We start from the raw sequence: 21,451 nt of genomic DNA on the forward strand, positions 1-21,451 counted from the left end.
TGGCGGTTAACTCTCATCAAGGGATTCCAAGAGTCCCCTGACCTTTCCCTCGTCTGCCCTGTTTTTTATAACCACACCCATGGTTTTTTCAGCTGTTTCCCTGTCAATGTGTTCCTTTCCAAGGGCCATGAGGGTTCGAAGCCAGTCCACTGTTGCCCTTATTGAGGGTTTCTTTATAACACCCAGTTCCCTTATCCGGTTTATGAACATGACTGTCTCCTGAACCAGAGCCGCAGGTGCGGAGGGGACGTGCGCCCTTACAATCTCCATTTCACGTTCAGGGTCAGGGTAATCGATATGGATGTAGAGGCACCTGTCCCTTGTCTCATCCAGGAGGTTTCGCTGGGAGTTGGATGTGAGGAAGACCATTATATCATTTCTGAGGTCAAAGGTCCCGAGGTCATTGACTGTTATCTGTTTTTCTCCAAGTGCCTGAAGCAGGAAACTCTCAACCTCCTCATCGGCCTTATCTATTTCATCTATGAGGAGGATTGACGGTTTCTCATTGATGAATGCTGATAGAAGGGGCCTCTTTATGAAGTAATCCTCGCTGAAGACGTCCTCTGCTGATCCGCTGATCCTGGATCTTTCAAGGCTCAGAAGCTGCTTCTGGTAGTTCCATTCCCCGACTATCTGTTCGAATGTTATACCCTCATAGCACTGTATCCTGAAGAATTCCCTTCCAAGGGCCTCGGCTGTCTTTCTGGCCAGCATTGTCTTTCCTGTGCCCGGAGGACCCTCCACAAGGATGGGTTTCCCAAGTTCCAGTGCCAGGAAGAGTGTTATGAGGATCTCCCTGCCCGGTACGTAGCCCACCCCTCTCAGTGATGAGTCAATCTCAGCAAGTTTTTCTGATGGTTTCATTGTACCACGGATAACCTATGGTTCTTTGCACCCATAAAAATTTTGGTGGAGAGTCAGTGGAGCTCTGAGGGCTTTAAATGAATTCTACAGGCATCTGATCCCCTTATTATATCCACCTGACATTCCACGTCGATCTTTTCCTCGCTGAGTATCCTGTGGATGTCGTCAACTGTTTCCACAGGCTCATCGTCCATGGCCACTATCACATCGCCCCTCATCATTCCAGCATCCCTTGCAGGGCCATCCTGCAGTGATGCGATCATCACACCCCTCTCTGACTTTAAGCCGAGTTTTTCCCTCAGCTCATCCCTGATGAGTATGTTCTGACATGAAACCCCCAGGTGGGCCCTCCTTATTTTACCGTCCTTTATGAGTTTATCAGCAACCTCGCGGACTGTGTTTGATGGTATGGCGAAACAGAGCCCCTGTGCAGGCCTTATGAGTGCCGTGTTTATTCCAAGTATCCTTCCGCGGAAGTCCACCAGTGGTCCGCCAGAGTTGCCAGGGTTGAGTGCCGCGTCTGTCTGTATTACCCCATCAACGAGTCTGCCTGTCATTGTCCTGAGGGATCTTCCTGTGGCACTCACCACCCCTGCAGTGACAGTGAACTGGAAGCCAAAGGGGTTACCTATTGCAAGGGCGAGCTGACCAACCCTCACCCTGCTGGAGTCTGCAAATTCAGGTACCTGGAGCTCTGTTTCCGGATAAATTTTTATGACTGCAATGTCAGTGTGGGGATCATCACCCACAACCTCTGCTGTGTGGTGCTCCCCTGTGTGGAGGTTCACGTCTATCATCTCTGCCCCGTGGATGACGTGGCTGTTGGTTATTATATGTCCCCCCTCTGTATAGATGACCCCTGAGCCTCCACCTGCTGCTCCACTTCCTAATTTTGACCGTGTTGTCACCCGGACAACCGAGGGGCTCACCGCCTCGGAGGCATCCATGACGGCCCTGGAATATACATCCATTATTTCTGACTCTTCTAACTCCTTTTCCTCAAATTGGTGACTTATATCTTTATTTTTGGCTTTAAACATTTTTAAATTTCCTCAAATTTTTTAAAACCATATTCAAACACTTTTAAGTGTTTTTCAGGACCCTGAGAAATTTAGTTAACTTAAGTTATTAAAATAGTAGTATATAAAGTTTTTGCATCTGCAGATGATTTTATAAGTGACCGGTGAGAGAATTATATGGTTACTCAATGGTGATACCCATGGATCTTCTATCGATGATTTTCATTGGAATTGGCCTGGGGATGGACACATTCAGCATATCCGTGAGCCGGGGACTTGTGAGCCATGAATCAGGAATCAATCACGCCCTCATAACAGCCTTCTCCTTCGGGGCATTTCAGGCGTTCATGCCCATCCTTGGATGGATATCAGGTGTTGAAATTCAGAGCATCGTATCAACCTTTGCACCGTGGGTTGCATTTACACTCCTCCTTCTGATCGGGCTGAAAATGATATACGAGAGCACCATGCTTGAGGAGGAGGAATTCAAATTCAGTTACCGAGAACTCCTTCTGCTATCGGTTGCAACCAGCATAGATGCCTTTGCTGTGGGTGTCAGCTTTGCGCTCCTTAACATATCCATATGGCTGCCCATAATAATCATAGGGGTCATCACATTCTTCCTCTCCCTTGGAGGGAGCTACCTTGGAGAGAAAATAGGCCACATATTTGAAAACCGTATAGAGGCTGTGGGTGGTGTAATCCTCATTCTCATTGGTTTAAGGATCCTCATGGAGAATAAGGTCCTCTGAGAACCATGCTAACTGCTAGATGGGGGTGCCAGGTCTGAGGGTTGGAATCTGTCAGATGAAGGTGAATGAGAGAAAGGAAGACAACATCAAAAAGGCCTCTGGAATGATAAGGGAAGCATGCAGCGAGGGTGCTGAACTTGTGGTCCTCCCCGAGATGTTCACATGCCCCTACGATTCTGAACTCTTCCCTGAATATGCGGAGGACGAGAAGGGGGAGACCATAACCGCGATGAAAGCCCTTGCAGAAGAACTCGGGGTCCATGTGGTTGCAGGTTCAATTCCCGAGCGAACCCCTGAGGGCATATACAACACCTCATTCATCATTGATGATGGCGGTGACATAACCGCGAGGCACAGGAAGGTTCACCTCTTTGATATAGACCTGGAGGGCGAGATAACCTTCAGGGAATCCGACACTCTGATTGCGGGTAGCTCTGTAACCCTGGCTGAAACTGGTTCTGCTGTGATCGGGGTTGGTATATGCTATGACATGCGCTTCCCTGAACTCTCAAGGATGATGGCCCTTGGGGGGGCGGAGATTCTCATATTTCCCGGGGCATTCAACATGACAACCGGTCCGGCCCACTGGAGGCTCCTTGTGCGGTCTAGGGCCCTTGACAACCAGTGCTACTGTGTTGCAGTATCCCCTGCAAGAAACCCCGGGGCATCCTATGTTGCATACGGCCACTCACTTGTAGCCGACCCATGGGGTTCGGTTATGGTTGATGCAGGCAGTTCAGAATGTGTTCTAACAGTCGATCTGGATATGGGATTGGTGGAAAAGGTGAGAAGGGAACTTCCACTTCTAAAAAACCGGAGACCCGATGTTTACGGCTGGATGGAGGGGGCTTATCATGAATAGACCCTCCGGGAAATCCATAATCATACTTCTCGTGGGTATCATCCTTGCATTTTCATCATATTTTGTAACCAGAGTGAACATCGGTGGCTATTCTGCTGTATCGGTTGTTTTCATCATATCCATGGCCCTTCCATCATTTATTTCAATAATAAGGGATCTCAGGGGTCGTGGTGTTATCCTGATACTTGTTCTGGGCGCCTATGCAATTCTGATCGAAACTGCGGCCATAGTAACGGGGTTTCCCTACTCTGAGTTCCACTACACTGGACTCATTGGACTGAAGATCCTTGGACACACCCCATTCACCGTCCCATTTGCATGGCTGCCCCTATTCCTTGGATCGGCGTATCTTGCAAAGGAATCTACTGGTGGGAAACTGAAATTTCTGGGTCTCTCAACCATCCTTGTGGTTCTGACGGATGTTGTGATTGACCCTGCAGCCGTGGCCCTGAACTTCTGGGTGTGGAGTGATCCAGGAATATTCTATGCCGTGCCCCTGCAGAACTTCGCTGGATGGGTGCTCTCAGGTTTCATCGCATCCCTTATTCTGCTTGTGGTTCTGGGTGATTCTGTGAAGGAAATGAAGGCAGGGACCATATCCAGCCTCTACCTGATAATGTGCTTCTGGACAGCGGCCTGCCTATTCCTTGGACTTGAGATCCCATTCATAACAGGTTTAACCCTTCTGGCACTCATACTCATTAAAACAGGGTCAAAACTGTGGTAGGATTCTGAATAGTTAACCAAATCCAGAAAAAACCACAGCAGAGCTTTCAGGATTAAATCCAGTGAAAGATCTTGTGGTTTATGAGCGCAAGGAAGAGGAGGCCTCCAAGGGCTGTGTTGACGTAAGGTAAGTACCAGTAAACCCTCTCTATTCTTATTCTTTCGAAAAGAAGTACAGAAAGAGGAAATGCAGGATAAGCGAATACCAGGAAGCTGAGTGGATTTAGATCTGTAAGATAGACCGTGATGAAAGATAATACAAGCCAGAAGCTCGCTGAAAGTGCAAGTGCCGCCTTTTCACCCATGAAGACAGGTGTTGTGTTGATTCCGGCCCTCCTATCATACTCTGTGTCAGGTACGGCAGAGAATATGTGCATGGCAGCGATGTGACAGTAGCCTGCAAAGAGGATTATGGGTTCAGGGAGGCTTCCTGATGCAAGGCTGTAGGCAAATACACCAGGCATTATGTAGAGGTAATTGGATGAAAAATCCAGGAAGGGTCTCTCCTTGAATCTAAGTGGGGGTGCACTGTAGAAATAGGATAGGAATAAAAATCCAAGGAAAAGAAGGGCCTCCTGTGGTTTCTGTGAAAACATGAGAATGATGCTGATACCTGTAACTGCAAGCAGTGAATTTCTGAGTTTCCTCCTCTCACTCTGCATCAGCATGTGCTCTCTTGAACCCTTTTTGGGGTTTAGTCTGTCTGTATCCTCATCCCAGTAGTCATTGACACCGTAGATGAACACATTCGCCGGGAAAAAGAAGTAGAGGAGGTAGATGTAATAGGCTGGTGAGAGAAAATCTGTAAAACCATCCGCTGCAAGGGTGTATCCGATTACATACGTCCCCCCGGTGTATATCCAGAACCTGAATCTGGATATGCCAACCAGGAAGCCGGTATAATCTCTGAGTAAATTAAAAAGGGATCTGGAGGTCATCTGAGACATTTGAAGGTCCCCTAAAAACTCCCCCGATTAACGGGTTTCCCGGGCCTGATGAGCCTCAGCATGTTCAGGAGGGCTCCTGAGACCACCCTTCCCCTCGAGGGCTTCACCTTCCTTCTGTAAACTATGAGGGGGTCCCTTTCGATTATCCTGGACGTCCAGAGATACATGTCCGCGGCGGTCTTTATGGGTACCAGGTAGCGGTAGGGGATGTACCTGTAACCCTCCTCGGCCCTGCTCTGCCAGTCCCTGTAAATATCAATCTGGGCCCTGAGGAAGGCCCTGAAATTATCCTCCCTTCCCTTGATCTCACCTAAATCCAGTGACTCCAGATCAAATCTTTCAAGTTCAGTCAGCGGGAAGTAGAGCCTCCCGAGTTCAATGTCCTCTGCTATGTCCCTGATGAAGTTGACGTACTGCATGGCCCTCCCAAGGTAGCGGGCATGGGGGTATGAATCCGTGTCAAGGCCCATGATGGATGCCATGAAGAGCCCCACAACCTCAGATGACCCAAGGAGGTACTCCTCAAGATCAGCCATTGTCCTGTAGGATGAGACAGTTATATCCATCTCCATGGACCTGAGAAAGGCCTCTGTCCACTCTGTATTGAAAGACTTTCTGACTGAAAGCTCCGCGAATGAATCAACAACCACATCACCTGTTCTTTCACCTGAAAATGCCGCTCTGTAGCGTTCAACAAAGTCGTAGAATCCCTCAGTATCCTGGGGTATTCTGTCAACGTAGTCATCCGCCTTTCTCAGGAAACTGTAGAGGATGAAAACATCCCTCCTAACCTTCGGTGGGAAGAAGAGGGTGCTGTAGAAGTATGTTTTGCTTCCCCTTTTGAATATTGAATAGATTTTTTCATCAATCAAGATCCTATCACCAGTATAACCTTTTAAAGTTGCTTTGCATGGAGGATTCCAGGCTATTAATCCATTTCTTCCCTTATCTCCCTGGAGACAATCTGGGAGGATATTAGTGTCATTGGCACCCCTATACCGGGATGGGTGTACTGTCCTGTGTAGTAAAGATTTTTAACCTTCTTACTTTTATGTGCAGGTCTCCAGAGGGCGGTCTGCCTGAGAGTATGGGATAGGCCAAGTGCTGTCCCCCTGTATGCATTGTAGCGTTCCCTGAAGTCATTTATGGCAAATATGCGCTTCACCACAACATGGTCCCGTATCTTCATGCCTGTCTTCCTCTCAAGGTCATCCATGACCCTCCTGTAGAGGCCCTCCCTCAGCTCCTGGTTATCCTCCATACCCGGTGCCAGCGGGACCAGTATGAAGAGGGTGTCTGATCCCTCAGGAGCAGCTGTTGTATCTGTCCTTGAGGGAACGTTCACATAGTATGATGGCCTATCAGGCCAGGAAGCCATTTTAGGGTCAAAGACCTGCTGGAATTTATCTGCCCAGTCCTTCTCAAGGAAGAGGTTATGGTGGTCAAGGGCGTCTATGGTACGGTCAACGCCCACGTAGGCAACAAAGGCTGATGGTGCCAGTACCCTTGAATTCCAGTAATTCTCATCATATGTCCTGTGGTCGGCATCTAGGAGTTCAAGTTCACTGTGGGGGTAATCTGCATTCACAAGCACAGCATCGGCATCGTGGATGTTCCTATCGGTTACAACAGATGTGGCCATCTTATCCGTAACCTCTATCCTCTTAACCTCTTCATTGAAATGGAATTCAGCCCCGTTATCAAGTGCAAGTTTATATATGGACTCTGCAACCCTCCTTATGCCCCCCTCAGGGTAGAAAACACCCAGTGTCATGTCAATGTGGGACATGATATGGTACATGGATGGTGTATCCTGTGGTGCGCTTCCAAGGAATCCTATGGAGTACTGGAGTATCTTTCTTGCCTCATCACTCTCAAAGCGTTTGTTAACAAAGTGCTCAAGGGATTCGAGTATGTTGAGCCTCATCCCCTGGAGCAGGAGTTTCCCATTCAGGAAGTCAAGGATCGAACGGTAGTCCCTGTAGAGCATCTCCCTTACAACTGAATCGTACAGTTCACCTGCCGAATGGAGGTATTCCCTGAGCTTCTCGCCCCCATTTTCTTCGAAGCTGTCAAAGAGTTCATAGTTCCTTTCAATATCGGAAGAGACACTTACAACCTTATCATCATCAAAGAATACCCTGTAGGCGGGGTCAAGTTGTTTCAGGGAGTAGAAATCCTCAGGTTTCCTTTTGAACTCTGCAAAGAAATTCTCAAATATGTCAGGCATGAGGTACCATGATGGGCCCATATCAAACGTGAAACCCCCCTCACTGTAGACGCTTGCACGGCCACCTGGACCCTCATTTTTCTCAATGACAGTTACATCCATCCCATCCCTTGCAAGAAGCGCTGCTGCGGATATACCTCCAAATCCAGCCCCCACAATCAATATCCTCATTAAACCACCGGTGAAAATATTATATATAGATATATAATGTCACTCAAAAAATATAAAAGTTTCATGGGGACTGTAATGAGCAATACTGCTGAATTAAAGTGACCAGTGAACACCGCACACCAAACCCATAAACAACACAGCTGAATTAAAGTGACCAGTGAACACTGCACAGCCCTTGGGACTATGACTGGATCTTTTTAAGTGACTTATTGGCAGCTTTCTTGAAGTCCTTATCCCCCTTTCTTCTGGCCTTCTTGATTGGTTCTATGGCCCTCGGATCCTTGAGGTCGCCAAGGGACCTTACAGCTGCCAGTTTAACACCCCAGTCCTCATCCTCAAGCGCACCTATGAGTGGTTCCACCGCCCTCTTATCCCCCAGTTCTCCAAGGGACCTTGCAGCGAATTTCCTCACTCCCCAGTCCTCATCCTCAAGCGCCTCAATGAAGTGGTCCACAACTCCAGGATCGCCTATCTTCCTCAGGGCAAATGTGGCGTATCTTCTGATATCTCCCTCTGAATTGTCCATTATTTCAATTAGCCTTTCAAGAGATACTTCTCCAAATTCTGCAAGTTTTTCTGCAGCTTTAAATCTAACAGGATGACTTTTATCCTCCAGAAGTCCTGCAAGTATTTCAACGGATTCCTCTGATGGTTCAAGTTCATCCACGGCCTTCATCTTTTCCTCTGAGTCCATGAGGTCAATCCTATCCTTCAAAGTTTTATCAGCCATTGAGAATCACCTGATAAATTCACCTGATTGATTCTGTAATGATAAACCACTGATGATAATCTTTTATTCTGCAGCCGATATAAATGTTAATGGACCAATTCCTACTGGTAGGATGATATGTGGATGCATAAACTGGACACCATGAAAAAAAACTCCAGATGGTATTTACTGTCCGAGGTTATCAAGCTGGGGAGACTTCCCTTTCTTGGCGCTGGCCTGATCCTCTATGCCACAGGGGCAGTTCTTGCAGGCATAGGGAGGGGTTACCTTCCCCCTGACCAGTTCATAATCGGATATGCAATCGTGATGCCAGCCCATCTTTCTGTATCCTACAGCAATGACTACTATGATTTTGAACTGGACAATCCTGAGGCTGCAACACCATACGCTGGGGGAAGCGGGGTTCTCCAGAGGCACCCTGAACTCAGAGGCTTTGCCTGGAAGTTCTCTGTCATTCTCATATCAGTATCCATAACACTTGCCGTTATCTACACTTTCATCTACCGTAATCCTGCAGTTCTTCTGCTTGCCGTTACCGGTAATCTGCTTGGATGGTTTTACAGTGCCCCGCCAGCCAGACTCTCATACAGGGGACTTGGTGAGGCTGCAACGGCTCTTACGGGTTTCATATTCCCCGCCATGGGTTACTCTGTAATCAAGGGTGCGATTGATACCCCTGTAATCCTCTTCTCCATCCCCATAATGCTGCTGCAGCTTGTTTTCATCATAAACGTTGAGATACCTGACCTCCGGGAGGACCTGCTGGGGGGCAAGATGACCTTTCCTGTCAGGATGGGTGTTCCTGCATCCAGGGCAGTTATGGCTTTAAGTTCAGCCGCGGCAACAGTTGGACTGGGACTTCTTGAAATCTCCCCCAATTTTGACCCCAGGATAAGTTTCCCCACAATTGCCCTACTTTCACTCACAGTTACAGTTCCCTGCATCTATTATTACCTCCATGGCTCAGGTGAAGTTAATGTGAAGGGATCTGAGGTTGTAATGAACTCACTCATAGCCTTCGGGGTCCTTGACCTCCTCTACCTCATCAGTGTCCTGGTGATGCAATGAGCACAGTTAAACTGATTGATGGACTGGAAATATGTGACCTGTCACTTATCATGGATGATTCAATGATAATAGCCGACCTCCACCTGGGTTATGAACAGTATCTCACCAGTGAGGGAATCATGGTCCCGGGATTCCAGTTCAGAAAGATAGTTGAGAGGATAGAATCCATAAGGGACGCATCAGGTGCCTCGGGTATCATCATAAATGGTGACCTCAAGCATGAATTCGGGAGGGTGAGCCGTCAGGAGAACCGCGAAATCATGAGGATGATGGAGTACCTCCAGGAAAACTTCAGGGAGATAACACTGATCAAGGGAAATCATGACCCCATAATACCCCACATGTCCAGGATATCAGGTATTGCAATCCATGAAACCATGAAGGTGGACGATTTCCTCCTGACACACGGCCATGTAATACCCGGAAGACTTGACACTGAAAACATAATCATAGGACATGAACACCCATGCGTAGGTCTCAGAAGCGGTGAAAGGGTTGAAAAGATCAAATGCTTTCTCCTGGGGCCATTCAGGGATATGAATCTCGTTGTCATGCCATCCTTCAATTTCATAACCGAGGGTTCTGACATCCTCCATGAGGCTGTACTGTCACCCTTCCTCAGGGAGGCTGAGCTTGAGGAATTCCATGTCTATGGTGTTGAGGACTTTGAGGTTTTCGATTTTGGGACGGTGGGTGCCCTCATGGAGTTCACCTCATCCACGGGATTCAATGGTGGGTGGTGAGGCCCATGATAGTCAGGCAGAAGAATAAATACTCAAGCAGCAGGATACATTCTGTCCTCCATCCCTGGGTCAGCAAATGGTTCAGAAGGACCTTTGATGACTTCACCGAAGCCCAGAAATATGCAATAATGGATATACACATGGGAAGGAACGTCCTTGTATCGTCACCAACAGGTTCAGGTAAGACACTCACCGCATTTCTTTCAATAATCAGTGAACTCACCACACTTGCAGATAGGGGTGAACTGGAGGACAGTGTCTACTGCATATACATTTCACCCCTTAAGGCCCTTGATAATGACATAGAAAGGAACCTTGAGGAACCCCTCCAGGGTATAAGGGAAATTGCAGAAGAGGAGGGAAGGGAACTTGAGATAAGGAAGGCTGTGCGGACCGGTGACACCAGCAGCTACGAGCGCTCAAAGATGCTCAAAAAGCCCCCTCACATCCTTATAACAACACCTGAGACGCTCTCAATACTCCTTGTAGCCCCAAAGTTCCGTGAAAAGCTTTCAAGTGTGCGCTATGTTATCGTGGATGAAATACACTCCCTTGCAGATAATAAGAGGGGTGTTCACCTTTCACTGAGCCTTGAGAGACTGCATCATCTTGTCGGTGACTTCACAAGGATCGGTCTCTCAGCAACGGTGCATCCGCTTGAGCGTGTTGCAAGATTCCTTGTGGGTTACAGTTATGGTAATGAGAGGGACTGCATAATAGTGGACGTCAACTACCTGAAGGAACTTGACATTGAACTCATCTGCCCGGTTGATGACATCGTGGCCGCTGACCCTGAGGAGATCGGGAACGCCCTCTATGACATCCTACATGACCTCATAATGGAACACAGAACCACCCTTATCTTCACCAACACACGAAGCGGGACCGAAAGTGTGGTCTACAACCTCAAAAGTCGCTTCCCTGAGATTTACACCGATGAAAACATCATGGCACATCACTCATCACTTTCAAGGGAGATAAGGCTTGAAACAGAGGAGAAACTCAAGAGGGGTGAGCTGAAGGCGGTTGTATCATCAACGTCCCTTGAGCTTGGGATAGACATTGGATACATTGATCTTGTGGTTCTTCTGAGTTCACCCAAATCTGTTTCAAGGGCGCTTCAGAGGATAGGAAGAAGCGGCCATCAGCTTCATGAGAAATCAAAGGGACGGATAGTTGTCGTTGACAGGGACGACCTTGTTGAGTGTTCACTGATACTCAAGAATGCCGTTGAGGGTAAAATAGACTCCATAAGGATACCCGAGAACTGCCTGGATGTCCTGGCCCAGCACATATACGGGATGGCCATTGAAAATCCATGGGACATTGACCATGCCCTGGAGGTTATAAGGAACAGCTACTGCTACAGGGGCCTCAGGAGGGAGGATTACCTCTCTGTACTCAGCTACCTTGCAGGGGAGTATGCTGAGCTCGAGGAGAGGTACGTCTACGCCAAGATCTGGCTTGACCACGAGAAGAACATGTTCGGAAGGAGGGGTAAACTTGCGAGGATGCTCTACTCCACCAACATTGGGACAATACCCGATAGGAGCGCTGCGGTTGTTAAGTGCAACGGGAAGGTTGTGGGGAGGATAGAGGAGGACTTCATGGAGAAACTCAGGAAGGGTGACACCTTTGTTCTTGGTGGGAAGATCTACAGATTCAACTATGCAAGGGGTATGACCGTCAATGTCAGCCCAGCCTCAGGGCCCCCTAATATTCCCTCATGGTTCTCCGAACAGCTGCCCCTCTCCTTTGACCTTGCAGTTGACATACAGCGCTTCAGGGACATTATGGATGGTAAGTTCCAGTACGGGCGTTCAAAGGCGGAGATAACAGAGTTCATAATGGGATATCTCCACGTGGATGAGAGGGCCGCAGCTTCAATCTATGAGTATTTCCGTGAACAGTACCTCTACGCGGCAATACCCAGCATCAGGAGGATGCTTGTTGAGTACTACACAGGCTTCGGGGGCAGAAAATTCATCGTCTTCCACAGCCTCTTTGGAAGGAGAGTTAACGACGCCCTTTCAAGGGCTGTTGCCTATGTCATTGCAAGGCGTTACCGGCGGGATGTTATGATATCTGTCTCTGATAATGGATTCTATCTGAGTTCAGAGGGAAAAATGGGTGGGCTCGAGTCATTCATGGAACTTGAACCTGAAAACCTAAGGGAGATACTTAAAAAAGCCCTTGACCGGACAGAAACCCTTGCAAGCAGATTCAGGCACTGTGCTGGCCGTGCCCTCATGATACTCCGCAGGTACAGGGGGGAGGAAAAATCTGTTGGCAGGCAGCAGGTGAGGGGTAAGATACTCCTTAAATTTGTGAGTGAACTGGATGACAGGTTCCCCATACTCCAGGAGGCCCGCAGGGAGGTTATGGAGGATTACATGGATATAGAAAATGCAATCAGGGTTCTTGAATGGATCCGTGATGGTGAAATGGAGATCAGGCAGGTTGACACGAGTATACCCTCTCCATTTGCCTTTAACCTGGTTGCCCAGGGCTACCTGGATGTGCTCAAGTATGAGGACCGGATAGAATTCATCAGGAGAATGCATCAGGCAATACTTGATGAGATCAGGTGATCATTTAAGTTAAGAGGAAAGACCAGAAGCTGAGTGTCAGCTTTTATTCAGAACACGCACCATGTTACCCTGAACCCATACACCCACACGTCCCCTTCTACCAGGCTTTTATTCAGAACACGCACCATGTTACCCGCATGTTCATGTATCTGCTCTATCAGACTCCAGCGGCCTTCTTCATAACAGGCCTCGTGTTCCCCTCATCCTCAACCCCACAGCTCTTCTTCAGGACAAGCATCATGTTACCGCCCCTCCTGAACTCATAGTCCACCGTGACTGTGGATGCATCAAATTCACATCTTTTATCTTTCAGTATGCTCTCCGCATACTCTGAGAGTTTTCCGTTCTCCCTGACAATTGGGTATATCCTCACCTCTGAGCTTACGCGTATCATCTCGGAAATGGCCCTCTCATGAAATTCCCTGTCAAGGCGGTGATCATATATGAAGAGGAGATGTGATGAGAGAAGGAGATCAAATTCATCATCACAAAATGGTAAATCCCTCAGGTCCCCCTTCACGTAAAGTTCAGGGTGCTCTCTGTAGCTTTCCTCAAAGCACCTGCAGGCATCCAGACGTTTTTCAAGCATCTCCTCAGGTGAAGAGTAGAACCTCCATACGAAATGATTCCTGATCCTTTTAAGGGCATCTGTGAGGGCCATGAGGTGCTCCCTGCACATATTTCCAAGGGTATCTGCCTCCTCACCATACATGATGTCACAGGCCCTCACATCAAGGCCCTGCTCAGCCATGAATGGTGTGAATGAGCTGGCACCCCCCGGGCAGTCAAGTATTCGCAGCCCCTTAATTTCATTTATCCTGAGATCAAACATTTTCATGTATTCATGGCATGTGCGGGCGGTGAAGAGTGGGCCCTCTATAACTGGCATGATGTCACCTGTCTATAGTTGTGTTATATGTGATACTTTAGTCTGCACCCATGTAAAGAGGACATGCAGAGACCTCCATTACGATAGGTCGTATGTGACGCTTTAGCCTGCAAACCCACCCACTCGACCGAAATCTTTATATACTGGAATTCTAACATATAGGTTTGTGTGTCTCATACACACATCACCCCCTTAAATTATTGCTTTCAACTTCCGGGATATTTTGTTCTGTTGAAAGCAAAAAAAATCAGCTTCCAGAGATAAAAAATGAAAAAGCACCTCCCCGTTTTTTCACTCCTAACAACCCCCCTTTAAATCTCTGGAAGCTACCCCCCATACTGAAGCAAGCAGATGATTCTGATTTTTTAAGAGTTCCTATAGATATTCATGACCTAATGACCATTAAGCCCATATAACCGCTGAGTATCACAGGGAACATTATTTATGCGCTCATTCACATATCAGTAACCATGAAGGCACTTGTGGTATATTATTCAAGAACCGGGCGTACCAGGGAGGTAGCATCTCAGATTGCCAGGGAACTCAAATGTGACATTGAGGAGATAAGGGACACCCAGAAGCGAACAGGTATCATAGGGTTCTTAAAATCAGGTTACCAGGCTGCAAGGGGCAGGGACACTGTACTTGAACCCTATGAAAGGGACCCATCAGACTATGATCTTGTGATAGTGGGTACACCTGTATGGGCAGGTAATCCATCGGTACCAGTGGGAACCTACCTACGGGAAAATGCATCAAAGATAAAAAATGCTGCCTTCTTCTGTACATATGGTGGAAGCGGTGCAGAGGGAACATTCAGGCGGATGAGCGAGATCATAGGGAAGGAACCAATCCAGACAGTCGCCATAACCGAGAAAGAGATAAAGGAGAATGTCTGTGACTGCAAGATAGAACCCTTTGTAAGGGACGTTGAAGCAGCATTCCGAACTGAGGAATAGGCAGGATGTCCAGGCATCCTTTTTCAATAAATGCCGGCCAAATGCAGATAAAAAGCCTTCTGACCTCTCAATCCCCAGGTGAATCGATATCCTCATGATAGGGTTTTATATCAATGACAGGTGAACCATCCAGTGCATCAAGGCCCCTCACCCTGAGGAAAGTCCCTGACTCCAGCAGTTCAACCAGGCACAGCCCTATCGGATTGGGTCTTGCAGGGGCCCTTGTTGAAAAAACACCCCTTTTCTTATTTTTACCCCTCGGAACAACCTTAAGAACATCCCTTTCAGCCAGGTGCTGCCAGTAGAGAACAAAGAGGTGCCTGAAAAGTTCAACTCCCTCCAAGGCATCACGGTACTCAGGGAAGATATGGATCTCGCTCTCCTCCATGGAGAGTCTTCCCTGGTGCGGTGCCTCCCCCCTCCTGATGAAAGGGGATCTCACAAATCCAACAGGCCTTATTTTTATCTCCACAGATACCCTCCAAAAAAATTTCTGAAAATTAAACCTGAAATTCCGCTATAACGGTACATGGTGCGCTGTCAACACCCAAAATAGTCCATGGGACCACAAAAACCCTATCAATAAAGTCCGGGGCATTCATCAGTTTCATATCCTCAAGGATGAGAATTGGCTCCCCATACTCAGGCTCCTCAGTGAAGGCCATTATGTGGGCCATCTCACCCTCGGATGGGTGTTCTGGATTTGATATTGATATGCAGTCCACCCCTATGGCCCTGATGCCCCTGAAGTTCCTTCTTATGTTATCAATAAGTTGGGGGGTGATCCATGGGTTATCCCTGAGGTAGGTGTCCTCGCCCCTCACCGACTCGAAACCCGTCCTTATAAGGAGGAGGTCGCAGTCCCGAATCTCAATATCTCCACTTCCTATGGGGTCCCCTGGCCCCACATCAACATCCACAGTGCAGACGTCATTGAAGACAAGTTCATCAGTACCGTATTCACATATTCTCCTTCCGCCTTCAATGAAATGGGCGGGGGCATCAACATGGGTCCCGGCATGGTTGGCTGTGACGATGGTGTGGGTCTCATACCCATCCACAGCTATCCTGTTCCTGATTGATATCCTCACATCGTCAAGTGCCGGGTGAACCGGCGACCCATCTTCCAGTGGATGTGAAAGAAGTTCATACATGATATAACTCCCCTACTAGAGACATTTACTCCTGCAGCTTTCTATAAAATCAGCCACCCCCCTATCGGTGAGGTGGTAGCGTGCCATCTTACCATCCCTTTCATAGTCAACGATGCCCGTACTTCTCAGGATTCTGAGCTGATGCGAAACCGCTGACTGGGTCATCTCAAGGAGGGATGCCAGTTCACAGACACACAGGGAATCCACACTGAGTGCTTCGATTATTCTGAGCCTTGTGGGCTCGGATAATATTTTGAACAGGTCACAGAGTCTTTTTATTTCAGCATCATCAGGCATCGACTCCCTCACCCTGAGCACCCGGGCCTCATTGGCATCATCGATTTCACAGACATCCATCTTCATAGAATATATTATAGATGAAACTCCAGATAATAATAACGTCACCATGATGGTGAAGCAAGATTAAAGAGCGGGTAAAAAGCCATGGCAGTGGACTGGATAAGAATAAGGGATATCCTTGGGGCTGAACACACCTACACCACAGGGCCCCGTGGAAATGCAATTGACATACGGGTAAGTGAACGGAAGATAACCGTCACCTACCTCAGGAATGGCAACCCGGCCCAGAGGATTTTTCTGAAGTCAAACATTGTTTACTATGAGTACAGCTCTGAGCACCTCAGGAAAAAGTATAAGAGGCAGGTCTAAGATGAACACGATCATATTCGATATTGATAAAACACTGCTTGTGGGATCCCACTGTCACTTCTACTCCTTCAGGCAGGCTTTCATGGAACTTTTCAGTGTTGATGTTGAGATAGACATCGGTAGCATCCAGGGGATGACTGATAAGGAGATAATATTCCAGACAGCATGGAATTACGGCCTTGAGATCAGTGATATGGATTTCAAGAGGATAGTGGATAGGATATCATACAACTACCGCCTGAACCTTGAGAGGGATAATATAAGAACCCTGGATGGTGCGGAACTTATCCTTAAAAGGCTCAGTGAAGTCGGAACACCCCTCGGAGTTGTGACAGGGAATATTGAGCCCGTTGCATGGTTGAAGCTCAGGGAGGCCTCTTTTGATGGATACTTCAGCTTCGGAGGCTTTGGTGACGAGGGGTGCAGCAGGTCCTCGATACTGAGGCTCGCCCTTGAAAGGGCATCCTCCATTTACGGACAGATACGCCGGGAGAATGTTATAACCGTAGGGGACACCCCACGGGATATTGAAGCAGGAAAAGAACTTGGGGTGAGGACTGTGGGGGTTGCCACAGGGGACTTCACCGTCGATGAACTTGAGGCTGCAGGTGCCGACCACGTCCTTGAGGGTCTTGATGAAGTTGATGCCTTTCTTGAGATAACAGGCTACGGTGCTGCATTGAGCATTATGGGTGATTGAATGAAGGTTCTTGTAACCGGAGCCTCGGGTATGCTTGGAAGTGACCTTCTTGATGTCCTGAAAGAAAAACATGAGGTTTTAACCTCAGGAGACCTTGACATCCGGGACCTTGAGGGGGTAATGGAACTTGCCTGTGAAACACGCCCTGATACCATCATACATGCAGCTGCATTCACAGACGTTGACTGTGCCGAGTCAGAGCGAAAAACAGCCTATCAGGTGAATGTACTTGGAACAAGGAACGTTGCTGCTGCCGCATCACAGACAGACGCCAGTATGGTTTACATATCCACCGATTACGTCTTCAATGGCGAAAAGGGTGATGAATACTTTGAATTTGATGAACCGGATCCCCTGAACTTCTACGGTAAAACAAAGTACCTGGGCGAGGTTGCTGTGCGGGATCTGGCGGATAAATTCTACATAGTGAGGACCTCCTGGCTCTTTGGCAGGAACGGCAGGAACTTTGTAAGGACCATGGTTGAACTGGCAGAGAGGGGTCATGAGATAAGTGTTGTGGATGACCAGTATGGATCTCCAACATACACCCGTGACCTTGCAGTTGCAATCGGGAAGCTTATTGAAAGGCCCGCTTATGGTGTTTACCACCTAACAAATTCAGGCCACTGCTCCTGGTATGAATTTGCCAGGGAGATATTCCATGCACTGGAGATGGATGTTAAACTGAAACCTGTAAGGAGCCATGAATTCCCCAGACCCGCTCGCAGACCATCATTCTCTGTCCTCAAAAATTACAACTGGATCATGGAGGGCTTCAGACCCCTCAGAAGCTACAGGGAAGCCCTTAAGGATTACCTTGAAGAAATGAGATAAGGAGGTGGACTATGAAGGGTATAGTGCTGGCAGGGGGTTCAGGAACCCGCCTCTACCCCATAACAAGGGCTGTTTCAAAGCAGCTCCTGCCCATATATGATAAGCCCATGATATACTACCCGCTATCTGTGCTGATGCTCGCAGGTATAAGGGATATACTGTTGATATCAACACCAAGGGACCTTCCACTCTACAGGGACCTTCTGGGGGATGGTTCACAGTTCGGTGTCAGGTTCTCCTATGAGGTGCAGGAGGAACCCCGTGGTATTGCCGATGCATTCATTGTAGGAAAGGATTTCATTGGAGACTCCAGGGTAGCCCTTGTACTGGGTGATAACGTATTCTACGGGCACAGGTTCAGCGAAATACTTCAGAGGGCTGCTTCCATCAGGGAGGGTGCTGTTATATTCGGTTACTATGTGAAGGACCCCAGACCCTTCGGCGTTGTTGAATTCGACAGTGATGGCAGGGTTATATCAATAGAGGAAAAACCTGAAAGGCCCAGATCCAACTACGTGGTTCCTGGCCTCTACTTCTATGACAACCAGGTGGTTGAAATTGCCGAGAGAATAGAGCCATCAGAGAGGGGTGAACTTGAGATAACATCTGTCAATGAGGAGTACCTGAAGATGAAGAAGCTACGGGTGGAGCTCATGGGCCGTGGTATGGCATGGCTTGACACAGGAACCCATGATGGCCTTCTTGAGGCAAGCAGTTTCATTGAAACAATACAGAAGAGGCAGGGATTCTACATCGCATGCCTTGAGGAGATAGCCTATAACAATGGGTGGATCACACGGGACGATCTCCTTGAAATGGCAGGGAAACTTGAGAAGACAGAATATGGCAGATACCTAAAAGACCTGGCGGAGGAAAACTTCCATGGGTGACTTCAAATTCCAGGAAACCGGACTAGATGGTGCAGTCATCATAGAACCTGAGGTCTACCAGGATGAACGCGGATACTTCATGGAGACCTTCAACCAGACATTGTTCAGGGACAATGGCCTTGATATCAGTTTTGTCCAGGACAACGAATCCATGTCCAGGAGGGGCGTTCTCAGGGGTCTTCACTTCCAGATGAAAAAGCCCCAGGGAAAACTCATAAGGGTTGTGAAGGGTGAAATCTTTGATGTTGCGGTGGACCTCCGCAGAGACTCAGAGACCTACGGTAAATGGGTGGGTTTTCACCTTTCAGAGGAGAACAGAAGGGAATTCTTCATTCCTGAGGGATTTGCACATGGATTTCTGGCCCTCACAGATGAATGCATAGTCAACTACAAGTGCACCGAGATCTATTACCCTGAATATGACTCCGGCCTACCATGGGATGACCCTGACATCGGGATAGAGTGGCCCCTGGATCTGGTGGATGAACTCATAATTTCAGATAAGGACAGGAACTGGAGGCCCCTGAGGGAGAGGCCAGTTTACCTCTGAGGAGATTCGAATGGAAAGGATTCTTGTAACCGGTGGTGCCGGCTTCATAGGTAGCAACTTCATAAGATACATGCTTGAGAACCACAGCTATGAGATAATCAACCTTGACGCCCTTACCTACTGCGGGAACCTTGAAAACCTGCGTGATGTTGAGGACGACCCACGCTACAGCTTTGTGAAGGGAAGCATAACCGACAAAAAACTCGTGGATTGTATCATAAGGGACGTGGACGCTGTTATCAACTTTGCAGCCGAGTCGCATGTGGACCGCAGCATAGATGATCCAGAGATATTCATGAGAACCAACGTCCTGGGCACCCAGACGCTGCTTGAGGCTTCGAGGAGACACGGAGTTGAGAGGTTCATACAGATCTCAACGGATGAGGTCTATGGCTCCGCAGAGGAGGGTTATTTCACAGAGGATACTCCCCTTGCACCTAACAGCCCATACTCCGCCAGCAAGGCCTCTGCAGATCTCATAGTCAGGGCATACAACCGTACCTATGGTTTGCCGGTCAACATAACACGCTGCTCCAATAACTACGGCCCCTACCAGTTCCCTGAGAAGCTCATACCCCTCATGATAACCAATGCCCTTGAGGATAAACCCCTACCGGTATACGGTGACGGTATGAATGTTAGGGACTGGATACATGTGTATGATCACTGCAGGGCAGTTGACCTCGTTCTTCACATGGGACATTCCGGTGAGGTCTACAATATAGGCAGTAACAATGAAAAGAGGAATATCGAAATCGTTGAGCTCATAGTGGGGGAACTGGGAAAGGATGAGTCACTCATAAGGTTCGTTGAGGATCGCCCCGGCCATGACAGGAGATACGCTATCGATGCGGGCAAGATAATGAGGGAACTTGGATGGAAACCCCTTTACTCATTTGAGGATGGTATCAGGGACACCATAAGGTGGTACATTGACAACAGGGAATGGTGGGAAAATATAAAGAGCGGGGAGTACCTCAGCTACTATGAGAGGATATACAGGAGGAGACTGCAGGATCAGTGACCATTTTCATGATGAATGAGCTTTCTTATCTCTTCAAGGTTAAGCTCTATGAAACTTCTGCTTGATGACTCTGAAAGAATTTTCAGCTGCTTTTTACCTGTTTTCATGTAGGCGCCCTCCAGTATATCCTGAATATCAGAGATATCCATCTCAAGGACGGCCCTCACCTTCTCCCTCTCAGAGGGAGAGAGCTGTGAGTATCCATCGACTATCTGGGATCTGAATCTGGATACCAGATCTGTTCCTGCACGCGCCCAGCGCCTGAGGAGGAACGATGGAACCATGGTGAATATTTCCAGTGATTCAATAACATCTTCCTCGGTTATTCCCATGTTCATATCTGTGGCGATAGTTTTATATAACACTAACCCAAGAATGTTAGTAAGTAGGTACTTGCATGAGTGATGTCAATGGTCCCAACAGAGAGGAGGATAATCGACGCTGCCAGGAAACTATTCATAAAAAAGGGATACCGCGGTACAACTACCCGTGAAATCGCATCCATGGCAGGGGTGAATGAAGTAACCCTCTTCAGGAAATTTGGATCCAAAAAAAATCTCCTGAAAATGATAATGGAGGAGAGCAGAAAGAGTGTATCTGAAGTACTGGAAATCCTTGAAGGCGACGGGGATCCCAGGGAGGTGCTCCAGGAGGTCACAGAACGGCTGATGGAAGTCATGGTCGCAGAGAGGATTGACCTCCTCTTTGTAATGATGGTTGAGCGGGAACTTGAAGAACACGGTTTTGAAGAATGGGAATTTCCAGATTCCATAGCAAAGAGAATATACTCCTCAATTGAGGATTACATCAAGCGCAAGATCCTCGATGGTGCCATAAGAGAAGTGAATCCAGGAATCGTTGCAGAGATGATGGTCAGCTACATATCCCATGGAAGCCTCAGTTCACACTTCCGTGGACATGAGTCACCGGCAGCCGAAGAGTTCATTGATATCCTCTGGAATGGAATAGCTGGAGGTGAGCGGGGGGTGCTGCCATTATAGAAAACATCCAATGGGGGTGGTATTATTAATGATGGTTCCAGGGACCTCAAGGATCTCATAGCCACATTCAGGAGGGTT

25 protein-coding genes are annotated in these 21,451 nt (G+C 48.0%); 14 read left to right on the forward strand and 11 right to left on the reverse strand.

The annotated features are described in order from the left end of the window. Positions 1–6: 6 nt before the first annotated feature. Together ACPLJI_RS06105 and ACPLJI_RS06110 are read right to left on the reverse strand one after the other, a co-directional pair. Complete coding sequence (locus tag ACPLJI_RS06105; RefSeq protein WP_424730702.1) at positions 7–864, reverse strand: AAA family ATPase; 858 nt, start codon at positions 862–864, stop codon at positions 7–9. Positions 865–917: 53 nt separating this feature from the next. Further along, on the reverse strand, positions 918–1,835 hold the full coding sequence (locus ACPLJI_RS06110) for a S1C family serine protease (RefSeq protein ID WP_424730701.1): 918 nt from the start codon (positions 1,833–1,835) through the stop codon (positions 918–920). A gap of 248 nt (positions 1,836–2,083) precedes the next feature. On the opposite strand from ACPLJI_RS06110, the gene ACPLJI_RS06115 reads away from it, so the two are divergent. The 3 genes from ACPLJI_RS06115 to cruF are packed head-to-tail and all read left to right on the forward strand — an operon-like array spanning position 2,084 to position 4,224. Further along, entirely contained in the window at positions 2,084–2,635 is a 552-nt protein-coding gene (locus ACPLJI_RS06115) for a manganese efflux pump MntP family protein (RefSeq protein WP_424730700.1), read from the forward strand. Between the two features lie 34 nt (positions 2,636–2,669). Then, the gene (locus ACPLJI_RS06120; RefSeq protein ID WP_424730721.1) at positions 2,670–3,497 is read left to right on the forward strand and encodes a carbon-nitrogen hydrolase family protein; all 828 of its coding nucleotides are present in this window, start codon (positions 2,670–2,672) and stop codon (positions 3,495–3,497) included. Then, positions 3,490–4,224 (forward strand): bisanhydrobacterioruberin hydratase CruF, encoded by a 735-nt coding sequence (gene cruF, locus ACPLJI_RS06125; RefSeq protein WP_424730699.1) that lies wholly within the window; start codon positions 3,490–3,492, stop codon positions 4,222–4,224. Before ACPLJI_RS06120 ends, cruF begins: the two co-directional genes overlap by 8 nt. A 52-nt stretch (positions 4,225–4,276) precedes the next feature. Here cruF and ACPLJI_RS06130 read toward each other — a convergent pair whose 3' ends face one another. The 4 genes from ACPLJI_RS06130 to ACPLJI_RS06145 all read right to left on the reverse strand — a co-directional run bounded on the left by ACPLJI_RS06130 (position 4,277) and on the right by ACPLJI_RS06145 (position 8,301). Further along, complete coding sequence (locus ACPLJI_RS06130) at positions 4,277–5,161, reverse strand: prenyltransferase (RefSeq protein WP_424730698.1); 885 nt, start codon at positions 5,159–5,161, stop codon at positions 4,277–4,279. A gap of 20 nt (positions 5,162–5,181) precedes the next feature. After that, positions 5,182–6,042: a phytoene/squalene synthase family protein gene (locus tag ACPLJI_RS06135; protein ID WP_424730697.1), complete on the reverse strand. Its 861-nt coding sequence runs from the start codon at positions 6,040–6,042 to the stop codon at positions 5,182–5,184. A 56-nt stretch (positions 6,043–6,098) separates the two neighbouring features. Beyond that, on the reverse strand, positions 6,099–7,571 hold the full coding sequence (locus ACPLJI_RS06140; protein WP_424730696.1) for a phytoene desaturase family protein: 1,473 nt from the start codon (positions 7,569–7,571) through the stop codon (positions 6,099–6,101). A 181-nt stretch (positions 7,572–7,752) separates the two neighbouring features. After that, positions 7,753–8,301 carry a HEAT repeat domain-containing protein gene (locus tag ACPLJI_RS06145; RefSeq protein WP_424730695.1) on the reverse strand — a complete coding sequence of 183 codons (549 nt, stop codon included), beginning with the start codon at positions 8,299–8,301 and terminating at the stop codon, positions 7,753–7,755. 123 nt (positions 8,302–8,424) lie between these two features. On the opposite strand from ACPLJI_RS06145, the gene ACPLJI_RS06150 reads away from it, so the two are divergent. From ACPLJI_RS06150 to ACPLJI_RS06160, 3 genes are read left to right on the forward strand one after another with little or no spacing between them, the layout of a single operon-like run. Further along, positions 8,425–9,369 (forward strand): prenyltransferase, encoded by a 945-nt coding sequence (locus tag ACPLJI_RS06150; protein WP_424730694.1) that lies wholly within the window; start codon positions 8,425–8,427, stop codon positions 9,367–9,369. Continuing rightward, positions 9,366–10,112 carry a metallophosphoesterase gene (locus ACPLJI_RS06155; RefSeq protein ID WP_424730693.1) on the forward strand — a complete coding sequence of 249 codons (747 nt, stop codon included), beginning with the start codon at positions 9,366–9,368 and terminating at the stop codon, positions 10,110–10,112. Before ACPLJI_RS06150 ends, ACPLJI_RS06155 begins: the two co-directional genes overlap by 4 nt. A 5-nt stretch (positions 10,113–10,117) precedes the next feature. Next, a complete protein-coding gene (locus tag ACPLJI_RS06160) occupies positions 10,118–12,703 on the forward strand; it encodes an ATP-dependent helicase (RefSeq protein WP_424730692.1) in 2,586 nt (861 codons plus the stop codon). 157 nt (positions 12,704–12,860) lie between these two features. Here the strand turns inward: ACPLJI_RS06160 and ACPLJI_RS06165 are convergent, their stop codons facing one another. After that, a complete protein-coding gene (locus tag ACPLJI_RS06165) occupies positions 12,861–13,592 on the reverse strand; it encodes a class I SAM-dependent methyltransferase (protein ID WP_424730293.1) in 732 nt (243 codons plus the stop codon). Between the two features lie 470 nt (positions 13,593–14,062). Here ACPLJI_RS06165 and ACPLJI_RS06170 point away from each other — a divergent pair, with 470 nt between their 5' ends. Continuing rightward, positions 14,063–14,551 carry a flavodoxin family protein gene (locus ACPLJI_RS06170; RefSeq protein ID WP_424730292.1) on the forward strand — a complete coding sequence of 163 codons (489 nt, stop codon included), beginning with the start codon at positions 14,063–14,065 and terminating at the stop codon, positions 14,549–14,551. A 67-nt stretch (positions 14,552–14,618) separates the two neighbouring features. On the opposite strand, the gene tsaA is transcribed toward ACPLJI_RS06170, so the two are convergent. The 3 genes from tsaA to ACPLJI_RS06185 are packed head-to-tail and all read right to left on the reverse strand — an operon-like array spanning position 14,619 to position 16,068. Then, entirely contained in the window at positions 14,619–15,023 is a 405-nt protein-coding gene (gene tsaA, locus ACPLJI_RS06175) for a tRNA (N6-threonylcarbamoyladenosine(37)-N6)-methyltransferase TrmO (protein WP_424730291.1), read from the reverse strand. A gap of 28 nt (positions 15,024–15,051) precedes the next feature. After that, entirely contained in the window at positions 15,052–15,705 is a 654-nt protein-coding gene (locus tag ACPLJI_RS06180; protein ID WP_424730290.1) for a cyclase family protein, read from the reverse strand. A 15-nt stretch (positions 15,706–15,720) separates the two neighbouring features. Continuing rightward, positions 15,721–16,068 carry an ArsR/SmtB family transcription factor gene (locus tag ACPLJI_RS06185; RefSeq protein ID WP_424730289.1) on the reverse strand — a complete coding sequence of 116 codons (348 nt, stop codon included), beginning with the start codon at positions 16,066–16,068 and terminating at the stop codon, positions 15,721–15,723. Between the two features lie 81 nt (positions 16,069–16,149). Here ACPLJI_RS06185 and ACPLJI_RS06190 point away from each other — a divergent pair, with 81 nt between their 5' ends. The 6 genes from ACPLJI_RS06190 to rfbB are packed head-to-tail and all read left to right on the forward strand — an operon-like array spanning position 16,150 to position 20,372. Continuing rightward, complete coding sequence (locus ACPLJI_RS06190) at positions 16,150–16,374, forward strand: hypothetical protein (protein WP_424730288.1); 225 nt, start codon at positions 16,150–16,152, stop codon at positions 16,372–16,374. Between the two features lies 1 nt (position 16,375). Continuing rightward, positions 16,376–17,074, forward strand: coding sequence for an HAD family hydrolase (locus ACPLJI_RS06195; protein WP_424730287.1), 699 nt, complete (start codon positions 16,376–16,378; stop codon positions 17,072–17,074). After that, positions 17,075–17,908: a dTDP-4-dehydrorhamnose reductase gene (gene rfbD / locus ACPLJI_RS06200; RefSeq protein WP_424730286.1), complete on the forward strand. Its 834-nt coding sequence runs from the start codon at positions 17,075–17,077 to the stop codon at positions 17,906–17,908. An 11-nt stretch (positions 17,909–17,919) separates the two neighbouring features. Continuing rightward, the gene (gene rfbA / locus ACPLJI_RS06205; RefSeq protein ID WP_424730285.1) at positions 17,920–18,798 is read left to right on the forward strand and encodes a glucose-1-phosphate thymidylyltransferase RfbA; all 879 of its coding nucleotides are present in this window, start codon (positions 17,920–17,922) and stop codon (positions 18,796–18,798) included. Beyond that, positions 18,791–19,348 carry a dTDP-4-dehydrorhamnose 3,5-epimerase gene (rfbC, locus tag ACPLJI_RS06210; protein WP_424730284.1) on the forward strand — a complete coding sequence of 186 codons (558 nt, stop codon included), beginning with the start codon at positions 18,791–18,793 and terminating at the stop codon, positions 19,346–19,348. Before rfbA ends, rfbC begins: the two co-directional genes overlap by 8 nt. A 10-nt stretch (positions 19,349–19,358) precedes the next feature. Beyond that, positions 19,359–20,372 carry a dTDP-glucose 4,6-dehydratase gene (rfbB, locus tag ACPLJI_RS06215; protein WP_424730283.1) on the forward strand — a complete coding sequence of 338 codons (1,014 nt, stop codon included), beginning with the start codon at positions 19,359–19,361 and terminating at the stop codon, positions 20,370–20,372. Here the strand turns inward: rfbB and ACPLJI_RS06220 are convergent. Continuing rightward, entirely contained in the window at positions 20,366–20,704 is a 339-nt protein-coding gene (locus ACPLJI_RS06220) for a hypothetical protein (RefSeq protein ID WP_424730282.1), read from the reverse strand. The genes rfbB and ACPLJI_RS06220 overlap by 7 nt on opposite strands. Before the next feature lie 78 nt (positions 20,705–20,782). Here ACPLJI_RS06220 and ACPLJI_RS06225 point away from each other — a divergent pair, with 78 nt between their 5' ends. After that, a complete protein-coding gene (locus tag ACPLJI_RS06225) occupies positions 20,783–21,373 on the forward strand; it encodes a TetR/AcrR family transcriptional regulator (protein WP_424741171.1) in 591 nt (196 codons plus the stop codon). Positions 21,374–21,451 lie beyond the last annotated feature (78 nt).

It is taken from the genome of Methanothermobacter sp. (assembly GCF_049720995.1).
Lineage (GTDB): Archaea > Methanobacteriota > Methanobacteria > Methanobacteriales > Methanothermobacteraceae > Methanothermobacter.

What these genes read in the sequence shown, in the direction of transcription:
- ACPLJI_RS06105 (WP_424730702.1), bottom strand. Translation starts at nt 864, where the DNA reads ATGAAACCATCAGAAAAACTTGCTGAGATTGACTCATCACTGAGAGGG.
- ACPLJI_RS06110 (WP_424730701.1), bottom strand. Translation starts at nt 1,835, where the DNA reads ATGGATGTATATTCCAGGGCCGTCATGGATGCCTCCGAGGCGGTGAGC.
- ACPLJI_RS06115 (WP_424730700.1), top strand. Translation starts at nt 2,084, where the DNA reads ATGGATCTTCTATCGATGATTTTCATTGGAATTGGCCTGGGGATGGAC.
- cruF (WP_424730699.1), top strand. Translation starts at nt 3,490, where the DNA reads ATGAATAGACCCTCCGGGAAATCCATAATCATACTTCTCGTGGGTATC.
- ACPLJI_RS06130 (WP_424730698.1), bottom strand. Translation starts at nt 5,161, where the DNA reads ATGACCTCCAGATCCCTTTTTAATTTACTCAGAGATTATACCGGCTTC.
- ACPLJI_RS06140 (WP_424730696.1), bottom strand. Translation starts at nt 7,571, where the DNA reads ATGAGGATATTGATTGTGGGGGCTGGATTTGGAGGTATATCCGCAGCA.
- ACPLJI_RS06145 (WP_424730695.1), bottom strand. Translation starts at nt 8,301, where the DNA reads ATGGCTGATAAAACTTTGAAGGATAGGATTGACCTCATGGACTCAGAG.
- ACPLJI_RS06150 (WP_424730694.1), top strand. Translation starts at nt 8,425, where the DNA reads ATGCATAAACTGGACACCATGAAAAAAAACTCCAGATGGTATTTACTG.
- ACPLJI_RS06155 (WP_424730693.1), top strand. Translation starts at nt 9,366, where the DNA reads ATGAGCACAGTTAAACTGATTGATGGACTGGAAATATGTGACCTGTCA.
- ACPLJI_RS06160 (WP_424730692.1), top strand. Translation starts at nt 10,118, where the DNA reads ATGATAGTCAGGCAGAAGAATAAATACTCAAGCAGCAGGATACATTCT.
- ACPLJI_RS06165 (WP_424730293.1), bottom strand. Translation starts at nt 13,592, where the DNA reads ATGCCAGTTATAGAGGGCCCACTCTTCACCGCCCGCACATGCCATGAA.
- ACPLJI_RS06170 (WP_424730292.1), top strand. Translation starts at nt 14,063, where the DNA reads ATGAAGGCACTTGTGGTATATTATTCAAGAACCGGGCGTACCAGGGAG.
- ACPLJI_RS06180 (WP_424730290.1), bottom strand. Translation starts at nt 15,705, where the DNA reads ATGTATGAACTTCTTTCACATCCACTGGAAGATGGGTCGCCGGTTCAC.
- ACPLJI_RS06185 (WP_424730289.1), bottom strand. Translation starts at nt 16,068, where the DNA reads ATGAAGATGGATGTCTGTGAAATCGATGATGCCAATGAGGCCCGGGTG.
- ACPLJI_RS06190 (WP_424730288.1), top strand. Translation starts at nt 16,150, where the DNA reads ATGGCAGTGGACTGGATAAGAATAAGGGATATCCTTGGGGCTGAACAC.
- ACPLJI_RS06195 (WP_424730287.1), top strand. Translation starts at nt 16,376, where the DNA reads ATGAACACGATCATATTCGATATTGATAAAACACTGCTTGTGGGATCC.
- rfbD (WP_424730286.1), top strand. Translation starts at nt 17,075, where the DNA reads ATGAAGGTTCTTGTAACCGGAGCCTCGGGTATGCTTGGAAGTGACCTT.
- rfbA (WP_424730285.1), top strand. Translation starts at nt 17,920, where the DNA reads ATGAAGGGTATAGTGCTGGCAGGGGGTTCAGGAACCCGCCTCTACCCC.
- rfbC (WP_424730284.1), top strand. Translation starts at nt 18,791, where the DNA reads ATGGGTGACTTCAAATTCCAGGAAACCGGACTAGATGGTGCAGTCATC.
- rfbB (WP_424730283.1), top strand. Translation starts at nt 19,359, where the DNA reads ATGGAAAGGATTCTTGTAACCGGTGGTGCCGGCTTCATAGGTAGCAAC.
- ACPLJI_RS06220 (WP_424730282.1), bottom strand. Translation starts at nt 20,704, where the DNA reads ATGGGAATAACCGAGGAAGATGTTATTGAATCACTGGAAATATTCACC.
- ACPLJI_RS06225 (WP_424741171.1), top strand. Translation starts at nt 20,783, where the DNA reads ATGGTCCCAACAGAGAGGAGGATAATCGACGCTGCCAGGAAACTATTC.